Origin of the sequence: Mariniflexile sp. TRM1-10 (genome assembly GCF_003425985.1) — a bacterium.
In the GTDB taxonomy this organism is placed as follows: domain Bacteria; phylum Bacteroidota; class Bacteroidia; order Flavobacteriales; family Flavobacteriaceae; genus Mariniflexile.
Map to the genome: position 1 here is coordinate 4549563 of NZ_CP022985.1, position 17064 is coordinate 4566626.

11 protein-coding genes are annotated in these 17064 nt (G+C 34.3%); 6 read left to right on the plus strand and 5 right to left on the minus strand.

Going from position 1 to position 17064, the window contains the following annotated elements; translation table 11 throughout:
• Window positions 1-63: 63 nt before the first annotated feature.
• Window positions 64-4464, minus strand: a complete 4401-nt coding sequence (locus tag CJ739_RS18720; protein ID WP_236951558.1) for a translocation/assembly module TamB domain-containing protein — start codon at window positions 4462-4464, stop codon at window positions 64-66.
• Window positions 4465-4622: 158 nt separating this feature from the next.
• On the opposite strand from CJ739_RS18720, the gene tsaD reads away from it, so the two are divergent.
• The 6 genes from tsaD to CJ739_RS18755 all read left to right on the plus strand — a co-directional run bounded on the left by tsaD (window position 4623) and on the right by CJ739_RS18755 (window position 9072).
• A complete protein-coding gene (gene tsaD, locus CJ739_RS18725) occupies window positions 4623-5645 on the plus strand; it encodes a tRNA (adenosine(37)-N6)-threonylcarbamoyltransferase complex transferase subunit TsaD (protein WP_117178101.1) in 1023 nt (340 codons plus the stop codon).
• Window positions 5646-5691: 46 nt separating this feature from the next.
• The gene (locus CJ739_RS18730; RefSeq protein WP_117178104.1) at window positions 5692-6141 is read left to right on the plus strand and encodes a hypothetical protein; all 450 of its coding nucleotides are present in this window, start codon (window positions 5692-5694) and stop codon (window positions 6139-6141) included.
• A 94-nt stretch (window positions 6142-6235) separates the two neighbouring features.
• Window positions 6236-6874 (plus strand): peptidylprolyl isomerase, encoded by a 639-nt coding sequence (locus CJ739_RS18735; protein ID WP_117178106.1) that lies wholly within the window; start codon window positions 6236-6238, stop codon window positions 6872-6874.
• Window positions 6874-7587: a 16S rRNA (uracil(1498)-N(3))-methyltransferase gene (locus tag CJ739_RS18740; protein WP_117178108.1), complete on the plus strand. Its 714-nt coding sequence runs from the start codon at window positions 6874-6876 to the stop codon at window positions 7585-7587. Before CJ739_RS18735 ends, CJ739_RS18740 begins: the two co-directional genes overlap by 1 nt.
• 231 nt (window positions 7588-7818) lie before the next feature.
• Window positions 7819-8463 carry a DUF4159 domain-containing protein gene (locus CJ739_RS18750; protein ID WP_117178112.1) on the plus strand — a complete coding sequence of 215 codons (645 nt, stop codon included), beginning with the start codon at window positions 7819-7821 and terminating at the stop codon, window positions 8461-8463.
• Window positions 8464-8571: 108 nt separating this feature from the next.
• Window positions 8572-9072: a TrmH family RNA methyltransferase gene (locus CJ739_RS18755; RefSeq protein ID WP_117178114.1), complete on the plus strand. Its 501-nt coding sequence runs from the start codon at window positions 8572-8574 to the stop codon at window positions 9070-9072.
• Here the strand turns inward: CJ739_RS18755 and CJ739_RS18760 are convergent.
• The 4 genes from CJ739_RS18760 to CJ739_RS18775 all read right to left on the minus strand — a co-directional run bounded on the left by CJ739_RS18760 (window position 9065) and on the right by CJ739_RS18775 (window position 16776).
• Window positions 9065-10492, minus strand: a complete 1428-nt coding sequence (locus tag CJ739_RS18760) for a rubredoxin domain-containing protein (protein ID WP_117178116.1) — start codon at window positions 10490-10492, stop codon at window positions 9065-9067. The genes CJ739_RS18755 and CJ739_RS18760 overlap by 8 nt on opposite strands.
• The gene (locus CJ739_RS18765) at window positions 10489-14010 is read right to left on the minus strand and encodes a nitrate reductase (RefSeq protein ID WP_117178118.1); all 3522 of its coding nucleotides are present in this window, start codon (window positions 14008-14010) and stop codon (window positions 10489-10491) included. Before CJ739_RS18765 ends, CJ739_RS18760 begins: the two co-directional genes overlap by 4 nt.
• A 119-nt stretch (window positions 14011-14129) precedes the next feature.
• On the minus strand, window positions 14130-15557 hold the full coding sequence (locus CJ739_RS18770) for an MFS transporter (protein ID WP_117178121.1): 1428 nt from the start codon (window positions 15555-15557) through the stop codon (window positions 14130-14132).
• Between the two features lie 556 nt (window positions 15558-16113).
• Window positions 16114-16776 (minus strand): response regulator transcription factor, encoded by a 663-nt coding sequence (locus tag CJ739_RS18775; RefSeq protein WP_117178123.1) that lies wholly within the window; start codon window positions 16774-16776, stop codon window positions 16114-16116.
• Window positions 16777-17064 lie beyond the last annotated feature (288 nt).

Consider the following 17064-nt stretch of genomic DNA (forward strand, 5'->3'; position numbering starts at 1 on the left):
TAGTTGATAAAAAAAATAGTTTAGAATTCTAAACGCCATTCCTTTTGTATGGAATTGAGGCAATTATTTATCTGAATCTGTCTTTATTTTTACAAATTCAGGAAGCGGATCACTGTCTTTTTCAACTTCTTCTTCTATCACAATTTCTTCTTCCTTTTTAGCCTTTTTAAAGAAGTTTTGAAGCAGTTCTTTGAAGGTGTCAAAATCTACATTATATGAAATACCTAATCCTTGGGTATAGCCAATTCTTTCTCCAAAATTTCTGATGCTGTTTTCTCTATTAAATACATTGGCGGTCAATGTGCCATCTTCATTCAGCAAAAAGTTTATTTCAACATCACCTGCAATAACGGTTTCCGAAGCTCCTGCACCTCCAACAGGCACACCTACCTTACCATTAATAAGCACACGATCGCTTATTTGAGTCTGTAGGGTAACACCAAATCGATCATCGGTTTGATAATCTGGTCTGTTTTCACCTGCTTCGTAATTCAATCCTATGTTAAGTTTGCTATCGCCCGTTGTAAAAATACCATTTATAATACCATTTAGCCGCTCCGCAATAGTACCTGAAAAATTAAGTTCGCTTAGACCTCTTGAAAAAGCGCCCGTAGACAACAGATATAATGCTTGGTTCTGTTTGTCATTATCAGATTCTAATCTGTATTGCAATTCGGATTTTAAAGTAGAACTTACCGTAGGAAACTTAAAATCGTAAATTGGTTTTGGGCGTTCTAAATCGCCTATCAAGCTAATATTCAATTCTACAGGAATACTTCTGTTTATTGGATTGTCTAATAAGGGTGATGGATTGGCATGCGTCTTGTAAATGGCAAGCATATCTATTTGTGCTTTTAGTGGGTCGCCTTCCCAGGCTATGGTACCACCGGGTTGTACTATAAACTCTTTTTGGATTAAACCGCCATAGGCGAAATTGTATACGCCTTCAAATACCGAAAAATCCCCCCACATATTAAACTTACCATTCGTATTAATTTCAACCAATAAACCACCACGACCGCGTCCTTTTAACGAATGTCCTGAGTTCTTGTCTATTATAATTTCAACTTCGGCATCTTCGGTGACATCTAAATCAAAATCCAATTCAAGCCCTTTTATTTCATTAAAAACATAGTCGCCCCCTAATTTTCTTGCTCGTTTTTCTTCTTTAGTAATAAAATGTATATATGAATTATCACCAAAAGACTCCGTATCGCTAAGTGGAATTTTAAAAACGGTTCCTGATTTTGTTTCACCAACGACACTTATTACCAATTGGTCTGTTGGTCCCGAAATACTGGCTCTACCACCTATAAAACCAGTCCCATAATACAGCGCATCTTCGGCTTCTTTAGTATCTAAAACCAATAATCTTGAGGTATTTAAATCTAAATCTAAGCTCCATTTTGAAAAATTCACATGATTTAATGAACCATTTAATTGTCCTTTGGATTTATGTTTTGTATCGGTTAGTTGGATTCTATTAAAAATAAAACTCTGGTTTTTAAGTGTTACAGAAGATTTATTAGCAAACTGATAATCGACATTGAGATACGGAATACCAAACCCCGATTTATCTAACACAAGATCACCATTAATAGTGGGACGTTTTAAGTTACCAACAACATTTACTTTTCCGGTAGCTAACCCTCTAATATTGGCTAAAACATCTTGTAAAAATGGATTTAAAGGCTGTATATTAAATTCGTTAAGTTCAAAATCTACATCAATGTTTGATTGTTTTCCATTAACGCTAATATCTCCAATGGCCCTGAACGATTTATTAACATCGTCTTTTATGGTAACATCTACATTGTAATTGGTTAAGTTTTGGTTACCTTTTATATTGGCGTTAAAAGAACCGAATTCAATATCATTAACTTTAAGATTATCTATAACAATGTTCGAATTTGGTAAATAGCTACCATTTTTTTGCAATATATCCAGCTTTCCATCAACGCTTCCTGCTAATTTTAAATTATCTATCTCTGGAATGATTTTAGCAAGATCAACATTTTTAAAATCGAGTTTTAAATCTTTTTGTGTAGAATCTTTTATAAAACCCGAAAACCTAATTTCTTCATTTTTATGGTTTATTACTAATTTGTCGATATTAAATTTTGTGAAGGTATTATTGAATGAAATTTTATTGAATTTATCTTTCTTTTCATTAATATACCATGTGTTATCTTTTATGGTGACATCGGATTTTTTAAAACCAATAACCGACTCTTTTTCTTTATTAATAGTGTGATAGAAACTTAAATTAAAAATATCATTATTACGTTTTCCGCCCCTAAACTCTGAGCGCATAAACAAGGTATCGTTGACTGTAACATTAATCAAACTGAATTTGGAAACATTGTAATATTTTGTTTTTAAACTATCGACCTCTACGTAGGTGTTAAAAAGTGGGTTACTATTATCCACTTGAAGCTCAATATTGTTAGCAAAATAATCAAGCAATTTAATTTGAGGCGATTTGAACGTGAATTTAAATTGCCTTTGATCGTTTTCAACACGACCTTTTATATAGGTATTTTTTCCTAGCTCGATTTCAGGATAAAAAACTTCAACTATCTTATTATAAATTTTAAAATTGAAATCAATATTCTGATTGGTTTTAATTTTATGTGGAATGTAATTGGTATAAATATATCCTAAAGAATTCTCGAACAGCTTTTTAATATCCTTTACTATAAAACGTCCTTTAAGTTCGCCTTCTATAACATCGGGTGATTTAATTTCTATAAAACGAACATCGTCTTCAAACCTTGAGGTTAAATCCAATTCATCAAAATAATAAGTATCGTTTTGGTTTTTATAAACGGTGTTCTTAAAAGAAATTTTTCCGTAGGCATCATCAAGATTACTACTGTTCATGTTCATTTTAACATGACTGCTAAATAAAGATAGACTATCTTTTTTTATAAAATTAAGGGCATTTAAATTGGCATAATCAACCTTCGCTTCAAAATCATATTTTTTAACCGCTTCGGAAAAATCTACAAGTCCTAAAAAGTTTAATCGTAAATTTTGGTCATTTGCCACTAGATTTCCGTCAAAAATTCTATTCTTAACGTTTCCTACCACTTTTATACCTGTGTAATTATACGTATTGTATTCTATTTCGTAAACATCGCCTTTTACTTGTGTGTCTAGATTTTTAGCAGTAAAACCAGATCCTTTTACATCAAAATCCAATGACGCTTTTCCAATAGTAGGATCGTTTAAAAAGGCTCCAATATCAAAACTTTCAAAGGCTACATTTCCACTATAAGAGGCATTATCAATATCATTAATTTTTAAGATTTCCAAGTTGGAATCTACATATCCTAAGTCGGTATCTATTTGAATGTTGGCAATAACAGAAGCAGCTGTTACCTGCGAGTTTCCTACAATAGTAAATTTCCCTAGCTTATTGAACGAAGAAGGAATGGAAGCTCCTAAAATATTGGGTAATAATGCTTTTAATTCATTGTAGGTAGAAGATAGATTTCTAAAATTTCCATCCATATAGAAGTTTCCTTCTTCCTCATTAAAAAGGTTCTTGAAATATATGTCCCCATCAACTTCTGTATAGTTACCAGAGTTTAGCTTTAAATTGGTTGTTTGTAAATTATTTAAAGTTCCCGATAAATCAACACTTAATTTAACCAATTGATTTTTCCCAAACTCGTTATAGAATACGTTAACTTCATTTAAAAAAACATGGGAATCTTTAAAGCTTGCAGTCACCAAAACCTTATCGGTAAAATATTGTAAATCTTCTCTATTATAAGAAAACTTTAAATCACCTTTTAATACTGAATGCTCTGTTTTAGCCTCTAAATTAGCAAATGTCATATCGGTAAGTGTATAGCTAAAATTGGTCATCATGTTTTTCATAACCAATCCTCTACTATCTTTAAACGCTAGAGTATTTATCCGGGCGCTAACATTGCTACCATTAATTAAAAAGTTAGTGGCATTAATATTAAGCTTCGTAAACTCTAATAATTTTGTAGTTTCTCTATTTTCATCAAGGAGCCTGAAAATACCATTATAAATAGACACATCGCTAGACGATAATAAAAAGGTGCTTGGACTTTTTCGTGGATTATCGTCTTCAAATTTTTGAACAAATACATCCAAATTAGTTTCTGCTTCACCCTTATAGGTTTTAATATTAAAAATTAAATCTTGAATATCAACATCCCCAAAAGTTAATTCACCTTTAATTAAATTATTAATACTGATAATAGAAGTGTTTAATTCGGCTATATTTATTAGCGTATCCTGCTTATAATCTTCTATATAAATATTTTTAAGCTCTACATCACCATTCAGTTGCAAACTAACCCTACTAATGTTTATGTTGGTTTTAAACTCGTCGTTAAGACGTTTTGTGGCGTATTTACCAAGACTTGTTTGAACAGCAGGAATAGAAAGTATCAACACCAAAATGATGAAAATAAGCAACAATATAGCTGCTATTTTATATGCTATTTTAAAAGCCTTTTTGATACTTTTTAAGTTATTGATTTATTAGGAATGCATTATCTTTGCAATTACGAATAAAAGTAATGCGCTAGACTTTTATTCTTTTCAAAATTAACAATTATTATGCCTAATTTTAATTAATGGCTGAACAAAATATTTATATTCTAGGAATTGAGTCTTCTTGCGACGACACTGCGGCCTCCGTAATACACAACGGACGCATTTTAAGTAATATTATTGCCAACCAAAACATACACGAAGAGTATGGTGGCGTAGTACCCGAATTAGCTTCCAGAGCCCACCAACAAAACATTGTTCCGGTAGTAGCTCAGGCATTAAAAAAAGCTCATATCAACAAAGAGCAATTACATGCCATTGCGTTTACTAGAGGCCCTGGACTCATGGGTTCGTTATTGGTTGGAACTTCGTTTGCAAAATCGTTGGCTTACGGGTTGGATATTCCACTTATTGACGTGAACCACATGCAAGGTCATATTCTGGCACATTTTATTGATGAAGACGGGTTTAACAAACCTCCTTTTCCGTTTTTAGCAATGACCATTTCGGGAGGACATACCCAAATTGTTAGGGTTGATAACCATTTTGACATGACTGTTATTGGTGAAACTATTGATGACGCTGTTGGCGAAGCCTTTGATAAAAGTGGAAAAATTTTGGGCTTAGGCTATCCTGCAGGCCCGGAAATCGATAAACGCGCCAAATTAGGAAATCCGAAAGCATTTAAATTTACCAAACCAAAAGTTGATGGGTTGAATTTTAGCTTTTCAGGGCTAAAAACGGCTATTCTGTATTTCATTCAGAATGAAACCAAAGCCAACCCTAATTTTATTGAAGAAAACCTGAACGATGTTTGTGCCTCTATTCAATACACCATTATTGGAATTTTAATTGACAAATTAAAGCTTGCCTCAAAACAAACAGGCATTAAACACATTGCTATTGGAGGTGGTGTTTCGGCAAATTCGGGCATCCGACAAGCACTAAAGGATGGGGAACAAAAATTTGGTTGGACTACCTATGTGCCTAAATTTGAATTTACTACCGATAATGCCGCTATGATTGCCATTGTAGGGTATTTGAAATATTTAGAAGGCGATTTTGCTGAACAAAATATAGCAGCTTCGGCTAGATTGAAGATTTAATTTTTAGCTACTAATACGAATATTTTAAAATGAAACATTTAAAACCATGAATTCGTTTAAACTTTTTTGGTTTGTTGCCCTCATCATATTCATTATTGGCTTATATTTTAGAACAAATGATGATGGTATTGTTATAAACATCCATGATACATATTATGTAATTTCAAATCTTCATATTTCTATAATATTTGCAATCATATATTCAATCATTGGTTTTGCTTATTGGATTCTAGATAAAACAACCTTAAAGCTTTATTTGCGTTTAACTCAAATTCATCTCATTATAAGTATGGGGTGTTTTTTAGTATTTATAATAGGCATATGGTATTTTAATAAGATTAAAACAGAAAGTGAATTTCCTCTATTTTATGATTCGCTAGACGAAAACACTTTTATTATATTAGTTTTTACAATTTTCTTTCTATCTCAAATTCTATTAATCCTCAATTTAATTGCATCAACTCTAAAACAAATTCTTGCTAAGAAAAATAAATAAGTTGTAAACAATACATTCTTAAAAACTTATTTTTTTTCCATTTATATGTTCGGGCAATAATTTTAAATTTGGAACTAAATTTAAAACCCGAATTATGACAAAAAACCTACTTTTTGCAGTAACCATTAGCATTTCTGCTTTTTTAAATGCCCAAAATTCAACCGAAAAAGAATTAGAATTTATTGAAACGCCCGAGCAAATAACCAACTATCTGGAATTGAAAAATTTCAAAGAAAATAAATTGATTACTTTTAATGAAGAAAAGCACAAAACCATATTTGCTAAAGAACTTTTTGGGCTTTCTAAAGGTGACATAAAAACCGTAAAGACAAATTTTGAGAAAACCATCTATAAAGTGGTTGAAAAAACAAAAACCACTAATTACCGTGTTGCTTATATTTATCTAGACGGTACAAAATATAGCTTAACCGATTTGAATACTTTAAGAACTAAAATAATTAACGAATATAAAAATGGTGCGCCTTTCGATTTTTTAGCAAAACGCTATTCTATGGATGAAAATGCTAATAAAGGTGGTGATTTAGGATGGTTTGCACAAGGCGATATGTACCCCGATTTTGAAAACGAAATCATCAATGGAAATCATAGTTTGAATGCTATATTTACGATTGACATTCCTTCAAAAAACTGGTATTATGTGGTGTTAAAAACGCATGAACCAAAAGAAATTTCAGAAATTAAAGTCTTAAAAATTGTTGAAGCCATAAATTAATGCAACTTTTCTATAACCCGAACATCACTGAAAACACGACGCAATTTTCTTTTGAAAAAGAAGAAAGCAAGCACATTGTAAAAGTGCTTCGGAAAAATACGGGCGATACCTTACATATTACAAATGGCAACGGTTGGCTATTTACTGCCGAAGTTGCCATTCCTAATATTAACAAATGTGTTGTAACGATTATCTCAAAATCCCAACAACCGAAACGGGATTACAGTTTGCATTTAGCCGTTGCACCAACCAAAATGAACGACCGCTACGAATGGTTTTTAGAAAAAGCCACCGAAATTGGCATTGATACCATCACCCCTATTATATGCGACCACAGCGAACGTAAAATAATTAAGCCCGAACGGTTTGAAAAAATTTTGCAATCGGCAACAAAACAATCGCTGAGTTGCTATATGCCAAAACTAAATGAGTCTATCAATTTCAAAGACTTTATTAAGCAAGATTTTAATGGTGATTTATTTATTGCGCACTGCGAAGAAACCGATAGAAAATCGTTAAAGCAACAACTTAAACCCAAACAAAACATCACGATTTTAATTGGGCCCGAAGGCGATTTTAGCAGCAAAGAAATTGAAATGGCCCTAAAAAACAAGTTTATTCCCGTAACTTTGGGAGACACCAGGTTGCGAACTGAAACAGCAGCCATCGTGGCGTGTCATTCAGTAGCTTTTGTAAATGAGGTTTATGTTTAATTTTAACTATTTTGTCAACTTTATGGGAAAGTCAATTCATATTTGCCTCTTATTTTTGGTCTTGGGTCTTGGGTATTGGGTCTTGGGTGTCATTTTTACACGCGAGGATAATTATTCAGGGTGTTCAAAACCTGTACTGAGTATTAGCAAGATGCAAAATATATTTTGCAAAGAAGGTAGTAAATGAAGCTTGTCGAAACATAGCCAAATTAAAACAATAAAAATTAGCAGATGAAAAAGGGCATCATACTTTTAACTTTTAACTTTCTACTTTTAACTTTATCTGCGCAAGAAATAGCAGTGGTAAAATACAAAGGTGGTGGTGATTGGTATGCCAACCCGACTGCTTTACCCAACTTAATAGCGTTTTGCAATACGAACATCAACACAAAAATAAACCCAAAACCACAAGATGTAGAAGTGGGAAGCTCGGATATTTTTCAGTTTCCTTTTTTACACATGACAGGACATGGGAATGTGTTTTTTAGTGAAACCGATGCCGAAAACCTCCGTAACTATTTAATTTCCGGAGGCTTCTTACATATTGATGATAATTACGGGATGCGACCCTATATTACCAAAGAACTTAAAAAAGTATTTCCAGATAAGGAATTAATAGAGCTTCCTTCAAACCACGAAATTTTTAATACTGCTTATAAATTTCCAAACGGATTGCCTAAAATACATGAACATGACGGTAAACGTCCGCAGGCTTTTGGTATGTATGTTGAAGACCGATTGGTGTTGTTATTTACTTTTGAAAGCGACTTGGGCGATGGTTGGGAAAACCCCGAGGTGCATAACGATCCCGCCGATGTAAGAGAAAAAGCCTTGAAAATGGGTGCAAATATTGTTAAATATGCGTTTGAACATTGAGAGTTGATTTAAAAATTGCGATTTACGATTCTCACAAAGCCGCTAAAAAAACAATAATTACTGAATACTGATTACTGATTACTGCTACTGAAAACTGCCAACTAAAAAATGCAACTAACCCACTACAATACCAACTTTAAAAAACGTAAATTTCCAATAACACTGGTGTGTGATAACGTTACCAATGCGCCAAACATTGGCAGTTTATTTAGAATTGCCGATGCTTTCGGGGTTGAAAAACTCATACTTTGTGGTGCTGGTATTTCTTTAGGACGAAAAATAACAAAAACATCTAGGGCTGCCGAAAAAGTGGTGGATTTTGAAATTTGCGAATCGGCTTCAAAAGTGGTTAAAGATTTAAAGGCAGCAAATTATCAAATGATATCGCTCGAAATCACATCTACAAGTAAACCGCTTCATACATTGAAATTTTCAACAGAAAAACCCATTGCACTCGTTATTGGTGATGAAAATTTTGGGGTTTCAGAAGCTATTCTAAATATTTCAGATCTTGTTGTTCATATTGATATGTTCGGACTAAATAGCAGTATGAATGTGGTTCAGGCTACCAATATTGCTTTATACGAAATAACGAAACAGTTTATTTAACCAAAACCTTCTTCTCAAAATTGCTTTTTGGTGCCTCACAAAGTGAACATTCATAAGTTTCTGGAAGACTTTCAAAAGAAGTATTTGGAGGGATGTTTTGAGTAATATCACCGTAAACCTCGTTATAAACCGTTAAGCAATCTTTACATTGATATACTTCTTCTTCAATACTTTCTTTCTTTACATCTTTTATAGATACCTCTTCGCGTTCAGTTCCTAATTGATCAAAATACAACTGACTCAATTCCATTAACAGTCCCGGTAATTCCACTTTATCAATATCTTGCACATGCATGATGTAGTCGCGCGTATTAGGGTCGAAATTTTTAGCGTATAATAAGTTGTAGGTATCACGAATTGTAAAACCATTTAACGCTTCGGGTTGCTTGTTCTTTTCGATAACAACCGATGTAAAATAATAGGCATTACTGGCATAATTGGTGAGTCCGAATGTTAAACCATAGGTACTAATATCGTTCTGGTCGAAATTTGTAACCAAGTATTTTTTTAGGCTTAAAGCATCTTTATCATTCACTGGCAAATGCCAATTTAGTTCGAGCATGGAATGGCGTACATTGATACCAAATTTACCCAAAAATTTCTCCCATTGTAATTTAGCTTGCACTGGAATCCCCTTAACAATAAAGGATTTCCAAGGGGTTATGGATATTTTTCCTATTTTGTTTTCGGCACATAGATCACACATGGCTTTTAAGAAAGAGAGATCGTATAGGTTGTTACGCCAATACAGCCCTAACCAATATTTGTCACCTATTCTATTCATACCTTCATAGTAAGGAAACGGGTAAAATGGCACTTCTAATGGATAATCCACGGTTCTGTTATTGGTGTCTATCGCATCGCTAACCAACTCGAAAATGGTTTCAATAGTTTCTGGTTCTTCCTGTAACATATTTTCAATAGCCAACTCCACCTTATCTAAATCCCAACTATAAATAAGTGCTGGGTACATCACTGTTTTTTTCCATTCTGGAAGTCTGATGTATAAATACCAATAGTCTTCATGCTCGGAAGCTATAAAATTGATATGCCCGGTAAACAACGGCACTAAACGCTGTTTGGGATCGGTTATATTAACCCGTAATTTTAATTCGTGTTTAAATTGCTCTAAAACATATAAATACCTATCACTAGTAAGCCATGACGTACTTGGGAAAATATCTGACGACACATAAGATGACACGATGTTTTCAATACGCTCATGATTTGGCGCCACAATTTGTAGTTTATTGAAAGTCTTTAGTTTTTCTTTATCTATAGGTTCGGGAAAAATAATATCCTGTCTGGAGCCAAACGAAATAGCGCTTAAGCCCAAACTTTCGGCAGCTTCACAAATATACTTTAACTCACCTGGAGATAGTACACCGCCATTTACTATCAATCTATACGATTCGCTCATGCTAATATCTTTGTGTTGTTAAGAATTTCCCTAACCTCTGTTTTACAACTTCCACAGCCTAAACCTGCGCCTGTTTTATTACATAGCTCAGTAAAGTTTGTACAGCCTCCTTTTATAGCTTCTTCAATATTACCCGCACCTACCTGACTACAAGAACACACTAACTTACCTAAAACTGGCACGGTGTTGGAAGCCCCCCGTAATAAGGTGTTACGTTTGTCGGACATTTCGATTTTGCTTTCAATCATAGTTTTAAATTCGGCAAATTCGTTTTTGTCGCCCATTAAAACCGCACCTATTAACAAATCGTCTTTTACGATACACTTTTTATAGTAGCGTTTTGATATATCTGTGAAAATAACTTCTTCGTACGAATCGTCATTTTCAGGGACATCTATATTACCAATACTACACAAGTTTAGGTCGTTGAATTTTAAAATATTCATTAAAACCGAACCGTTATAAGCACAACTAACATCGCCTGCAATAAAGTTTGCTAAAATATTGGCTTGCTCTTCGGCTGCCGATGTGATTCCGAATAACTGATTGTTAAATTCGGCAATTTCACCAATGGCAAAAATATCTGGGTTAGACGATTGTAAATGCTGGTTTACCTTCACCCCGCGACTGCAAACAAGACCGTTTTCCCTAGCAATTTCAATATTTGGAATGGTACCAATAGCATATACAATGGCATTGGCGGTTATAAACTTACCACTCTTAAGCGTAATGTTTAATTCACCTGTATCTTCATCATCAAACACCGTACTCACCTCGTTATCAAAATATATTTGAATACCACGTTCTTGTACATCTAAAGCTAATAATTTACTGGAAACCATGTCTAATTGACGTTCCATTAACCTTGATGCACGCTGAATGATGGTCATCTTTACGTTTTTGTGCTTCATGGCTGCTGCCAACTCCAAGCCTAATAACCCCCCACCAACAATAACCACATGTTGCTCTTCTGGAGGCAAACCTGTAGCATCTAAATAGGCTTTAAAACTATCGGCATCACTTTTATTACGCATGGTAAAACGCCCCGGTAAATCTATTTGAACATCTTTAGGAATGAACGCACGACTACCTGTAGCCAAAATAAGTTTATTGAATGTATGTTGGTCACCGTTAGTGTCTGTAACTATTTTATTATCGGAATCAATGTCCTTAATAGACGTTTCAGGATACACCTTAATATTCAACTTGCTTAATTCTTTCTGTTTTATTTTAAGAAGTTGTTCCCAACTTAATTCTTCGGTGACATACTCAGGAAGCAATACCCTATTATAGAATAAATTAGGCTCTTTTGAAAATACATGGATTTCATCAACTTCATTATACTCTCTATAATTTTGAACAAACCTAAATGCCGCAGCTCCTGCCCCAACAATTATTATTTTTTCAACAGGTTTTTTATATTTTGAAACCGATACACGCGTGAATTTAAAATCAGGTTCTTTTGATGTAGGATCGATGTGCGTGTTGGTTAAATTGTTGGCTCTATTTAAATCACTTTGCAACTGTTTTCCCCAGTGCATTGGTAAAAACACACAGCCTTTTACAATGTTATCGGTAACTTTTGCCCGCACACGAACGGTACCGTTTTCACTTTTAATTTCGGTAATATCGCCATCTTTAACTTTATATAAATAGGCATCAACAGGATTAATTTCTAAAACAGGTGTTGGGTAATGTGTTTTTAAACGTGATACTTTTCCTGTTTTGGTCATGGTATGCCATTGGTCGCGCACCCTACCTGTAGTTAAAACTAACGGATAGGTTTCGTTAGGCTGTAGCGATGTGTTTTCAATACTGGTCGCTACGTTAAAAATAGCTTTTTGCGATGGGGTATAGAATTTTTTATCTTGAAAAAGCCTAGGCGTTCCAGCATGTCTGTATTCCGGTACTGGCCATTGGAACGTGCCTTCGTTCTTTAATCTATCATAATTTAGAAAGGACACATCTATTTTTGTGCCTTTAGTCATCGAACTATATTCGTCGTAAATTTCTTCTGTACTATTAAAGTTAAATCCACGGAACCCCATTCTCTGTGCAAAATCACAGAAAATTTCAACATCGGGTCTGGCTTCACCCGGCGCATTGATTTCTTTTGGTAAATAAGATATACGGCGCTCAGAATTCGTCATGGTACCTTCTTTTTCCAACCAACCGGCAGCAGGAAGTACTAAATCGGCATAAGAAACCGTATCAGATTTATGTGAAATATCTTGAACCACTACAAACTTGGCGTTTTTCATGGCACGTTCAATACGATGTGTATTTGGTAAGCTTACCAACGGATTGGTACAAGCGATCCAAATAGCTTTTAATTTTCCAGATTCTAAAGCATCAAACATTTCGGTTGCTGTTAGACCTGGCTTTGGTGAAATTTTGTCCACACCCCAAAACTGGGCGACTTCCCTACGGTGTTCTTCATTCATTAAATCTTTGTGCACTGCCAAAAGATTTGCCATACCACCTACCTCACGACCACCCATGGCATTAGGCTGCCCTGTTAACGAAAACGGTCCCGAACCTGGTTTACCGACTTGCCCTGTTATAAGCGATAAGTTTAATAAGGCTGTATTTTTATCGGTGCCTACCACACTTTGGTTAAGCCCCATGGCCCACATACTTATAAAGCCTTTTGAAAGTCCTATAATATCGGCAGCTTTTCTAATATCTGTTTCTGGAACACCGCATATTTTGGATGCATCTTTAATAGACGTTGAAAATATTTGCTCTTTATAAGCTGTAAATCCTTCGGTATGGTTTTTTATAAAATCGTCGTCTATTAAACCTCTTTTAAACAAGCATCTCGCGATGGCATTGTAAAGAATAACATCGGTTCCAGGGATTAATTGAAGGTGTAAATCGGCGAAATTTGCTGAATCTGTTTTACGAGGATCGACAACAATAATTTTAACATCGGGATTTTTCTCTTTATGCTGCTCAATACGTCTGAAAAGTATGGGATGGCACCAGGCAGGGTTTGCGCCTGTAATTAAGAAACAATCAGCCAACTCAATATCTTCATACGACACGGGAACACTATCTTCACCAAAGGTTTTTTTATATCCTACCACTGCAGAACTCATACATAACCGTGAGTTGGTATCGATATTATTGGTTCCTAAAAAGCCTTTTGTTAGTTTGTTGGCAATATAATATTCTTCGGTCAAACTTTGTCCGGACACATAAAACGCCACGCTATCTGGACCATGTTTTTTTATAATAGATTTAAATACGCTTGCTGCTCTATCTAAAGCATCGTCCCAACTAACGCGCTCGCGAGGGTGTGAACGGCTCCAACGCATTTCTGGATATAAAATTCTATCGGAAGTATCGTTAACTACGTAATGCAAATTCATGCCTTTAGAGCAAAGCATGCCTCTGTTTACAGGGTGGTCTTTATCGCCTTCAACAAAAACCCGATCGTTATTATCTTTTTTAACGATAATACCACAACCAACCCCACAATACGAACACGTTGTTTTTACTTCCTTTTTTAACATTTACACTAGCGTTTTAATACGAATTAAGGCAATTTAATAACACCAAACAAGCTACCAATCTATTATTACAAATACAATAAAAAGGGTATTTGATTTTTAAAGATATGCAAAATATGAGACTAATAATCTGCTTTTACGGGAATCAATTCATTAGCTGTTTCACTTAAATCTATGTCAGCTACTTTTTCTTCTTTAGTAGAAAAACGAATAGCCAGAGCAAGGACTCCTGATAAAATAACGATAAAACCAATTATGAAGTACCCACTAGAAACAGCACTTGATGCAGCAGCAGATTGTGCCGATTTTACAAATTCATCTCCCAAACCTTGGTTTGCAACAATAGCTGCTTTTTCTGCTGCTGCCGATTTAGATTTCAATAATAATGCGGCTAAAAAAGCACCCACATTTCCACCTGCACCTACAATACCAGAAACAGAACCTATGGCTTTTTTATTAATGAACGGTACTACCGAAAACGTCGCACCTTCTGCCATTTGAACTGTTAAACTAAACAATATTAAGAATATAATACCTACAACAATACTTGTGGTTGTTGAAAAAGTTACCAACATAATTCCTTCCAACGACAGTATAACAGAAAGAAACAGTACACGACCTCTTAAGCCTTTAAGTTTTCCGAATTTATCGCCAAAAAAGCCGCCCAGTGTACGTGCAAAAATATTCATCAAGGCAAAAGACAATACAAAATTCCCTGCGGTAACACGCTCTAATTGAAACGTGTTTTGAAGGTAATCATCCATGGTACCATATACGGTAAGCTCTATACCAAAACATGCAGCATAAACAATAAAAAGTATCCAAGTTCTATAATCTTTAATCACAGTTAAAAACCCAACCTGATCTTTTTTAGTAGTCACCATTTTTCCTGAAGCTCTTAAATCCTTAAAGTTACCTTCAGGAGTATCTTGTGTGAAAAAGTAATATACCAAACCCATTAAAAAACAAACCACACCCGCAATAACCATTGAATATCTCCAAGCATCGGCATCGGCAACTCCAAAACTCACCACCGCAGCAGCAATTAATGGCATCCCTAAACGGTTGGCGCCACCACCTAAATTACCCCATCCTGCAGATGTTGCATTGGCAGTTCCCACCACATTTGAGGCAAACATTAAAGAGGTATGTACTTGCGTAATAACGAATGAAGCACCAATAAAACCTATAAACAATCTACAAATTAAAAACTGAAGAGGTGTTTGTACTAAACCACATGCAATAACAGGAATGGCGCCTAAAATCAAAAGGGCCGTGTAACATAAACGTGGTCCATATTTATCACATAATTTGCCGATAAGTAATCGAGCAAATACGGTACCTGTAACTGCTAAAATGATAGAGTTCCATTTTTGTGTTGGTGTTAAACCCAAATCTTTTACCACATCTGGCATAAAAGGAACGATACCAAACCATGCGAAAAAGCACATGAAGAACGATATGGACGTTATCCAAAATGTGCGTGTTGGAATCGATTTAAAATTGAATAAATTTAATTTTGTAGCCTTAAGTGATTCTGAATTTTTCATGATAATTACTTTTTATACGTACAAAAATAAGTATAAATACGTAATTTATGAAATATAAATTACGTATTATATAATAAATGCAGTATTGGTAATTATTAAAATGGCTTTTTGTGAATCTATTAAAAAATAAAAGAATAAAATAAAAGATTATCTATAATTGGCAATGAAAACGAAAGCTTAAATACTTCAAATTGCTATAAAATCAACAAATGAATAAGTAATTTCTAAGAAAGTTATACCGTTTTGATCTTTGAAATTATTGTAAAATAAATCACAATAACTTAGAATTGTCAGATTAGAATACGTAGAAAATATTCTAAAGACTGTAAAAATTCAGCTTATGTTTTTTAATCTAGTACATGACAAAAATTAAAGAGTGTCATATTAAGGTTTTATTCTAAAAAAGCAATCTAAAATAACATTTAGTTTGTCAGACAGCTTGTCGAAGTCCTAATTTTAAAGAACGTCATTGGCAGCCGCCTTTCGGTTGTGCTCAAGATAAAAGTGTAGCTTACGAAAGGCTCAAACTGACATTTTTAAATAAAAAATGAAGAAATTAAACCAAATCAAATTCCTTGGCCTTATTACTTAGTTCCATAAGGTTTTTAACGTCTAGTTTTTTCATTAAATTAAAACGGTGTACTTCGGCAGTACGCTTACTTATTTGAAGTTCTTCGGCAATATCTTTATTGTTTTTTAGCTGTAGAACAAGATTTAAAATCTGTTTTTCTCTTTTAGTAAGGTTGAATGGATCCGCTATTGGTTTTTCTTCCACAGTCGTAGTGGTGGTATTTCCATTCACAAAATTATTCATGATGATCGCCGAAATATCTCCAGTAAAATACTTTCCTCCAGAAGCAACTTTATGCAACGCTTTTAAAAATTCTTCTTTACTTGCTCCTTTAAGCAAATAACCATCGGCACCTGCCTGAATGGCTTTAACTACGTATTCTTCTGAATCATGCATGGAAAGCACCAGCGTTCTAACATCAGAATATCTTTTATTAATCTCCTTAACAACCTCAATACCATTAAGTTCTGGCATACGAATATCTACTATCAACAAATGGGGCTTGTGCTTTTTTATTACCTCAAGAGCTTCCAAGCCGTTAGAAGCTTCATCTATAACTTGAATACCTTCTTGGTCTTCTAAAAGCGCCTTAATACCGTCTCTTACCAGTACGTGGTCATCTGCTAAAACTACATTTATAATATTCATCTGCTTTTATTATTTATTTTTTAATGGTCAGATGGTGCATCCATAATCATACTTCTGTCTGTTAAAGACGTTCTTGGCATGGATGGTTCATCTGCTTTTATTATTTGTTTTTTCAATGGTCAGATGGTGCATCCATAATCATGCTTCTGTCTGCTAAAGACGTTTTTGGCATGGATGGTTCATCTGCTTATGTTATTTATAAGTACAAAACTAAAAAATTTTACGTAACAATACTTAGAGACTGTTTAAGTTTTATCCTTTGGCTCTTTTATGTGCCTTTTTCCGCTA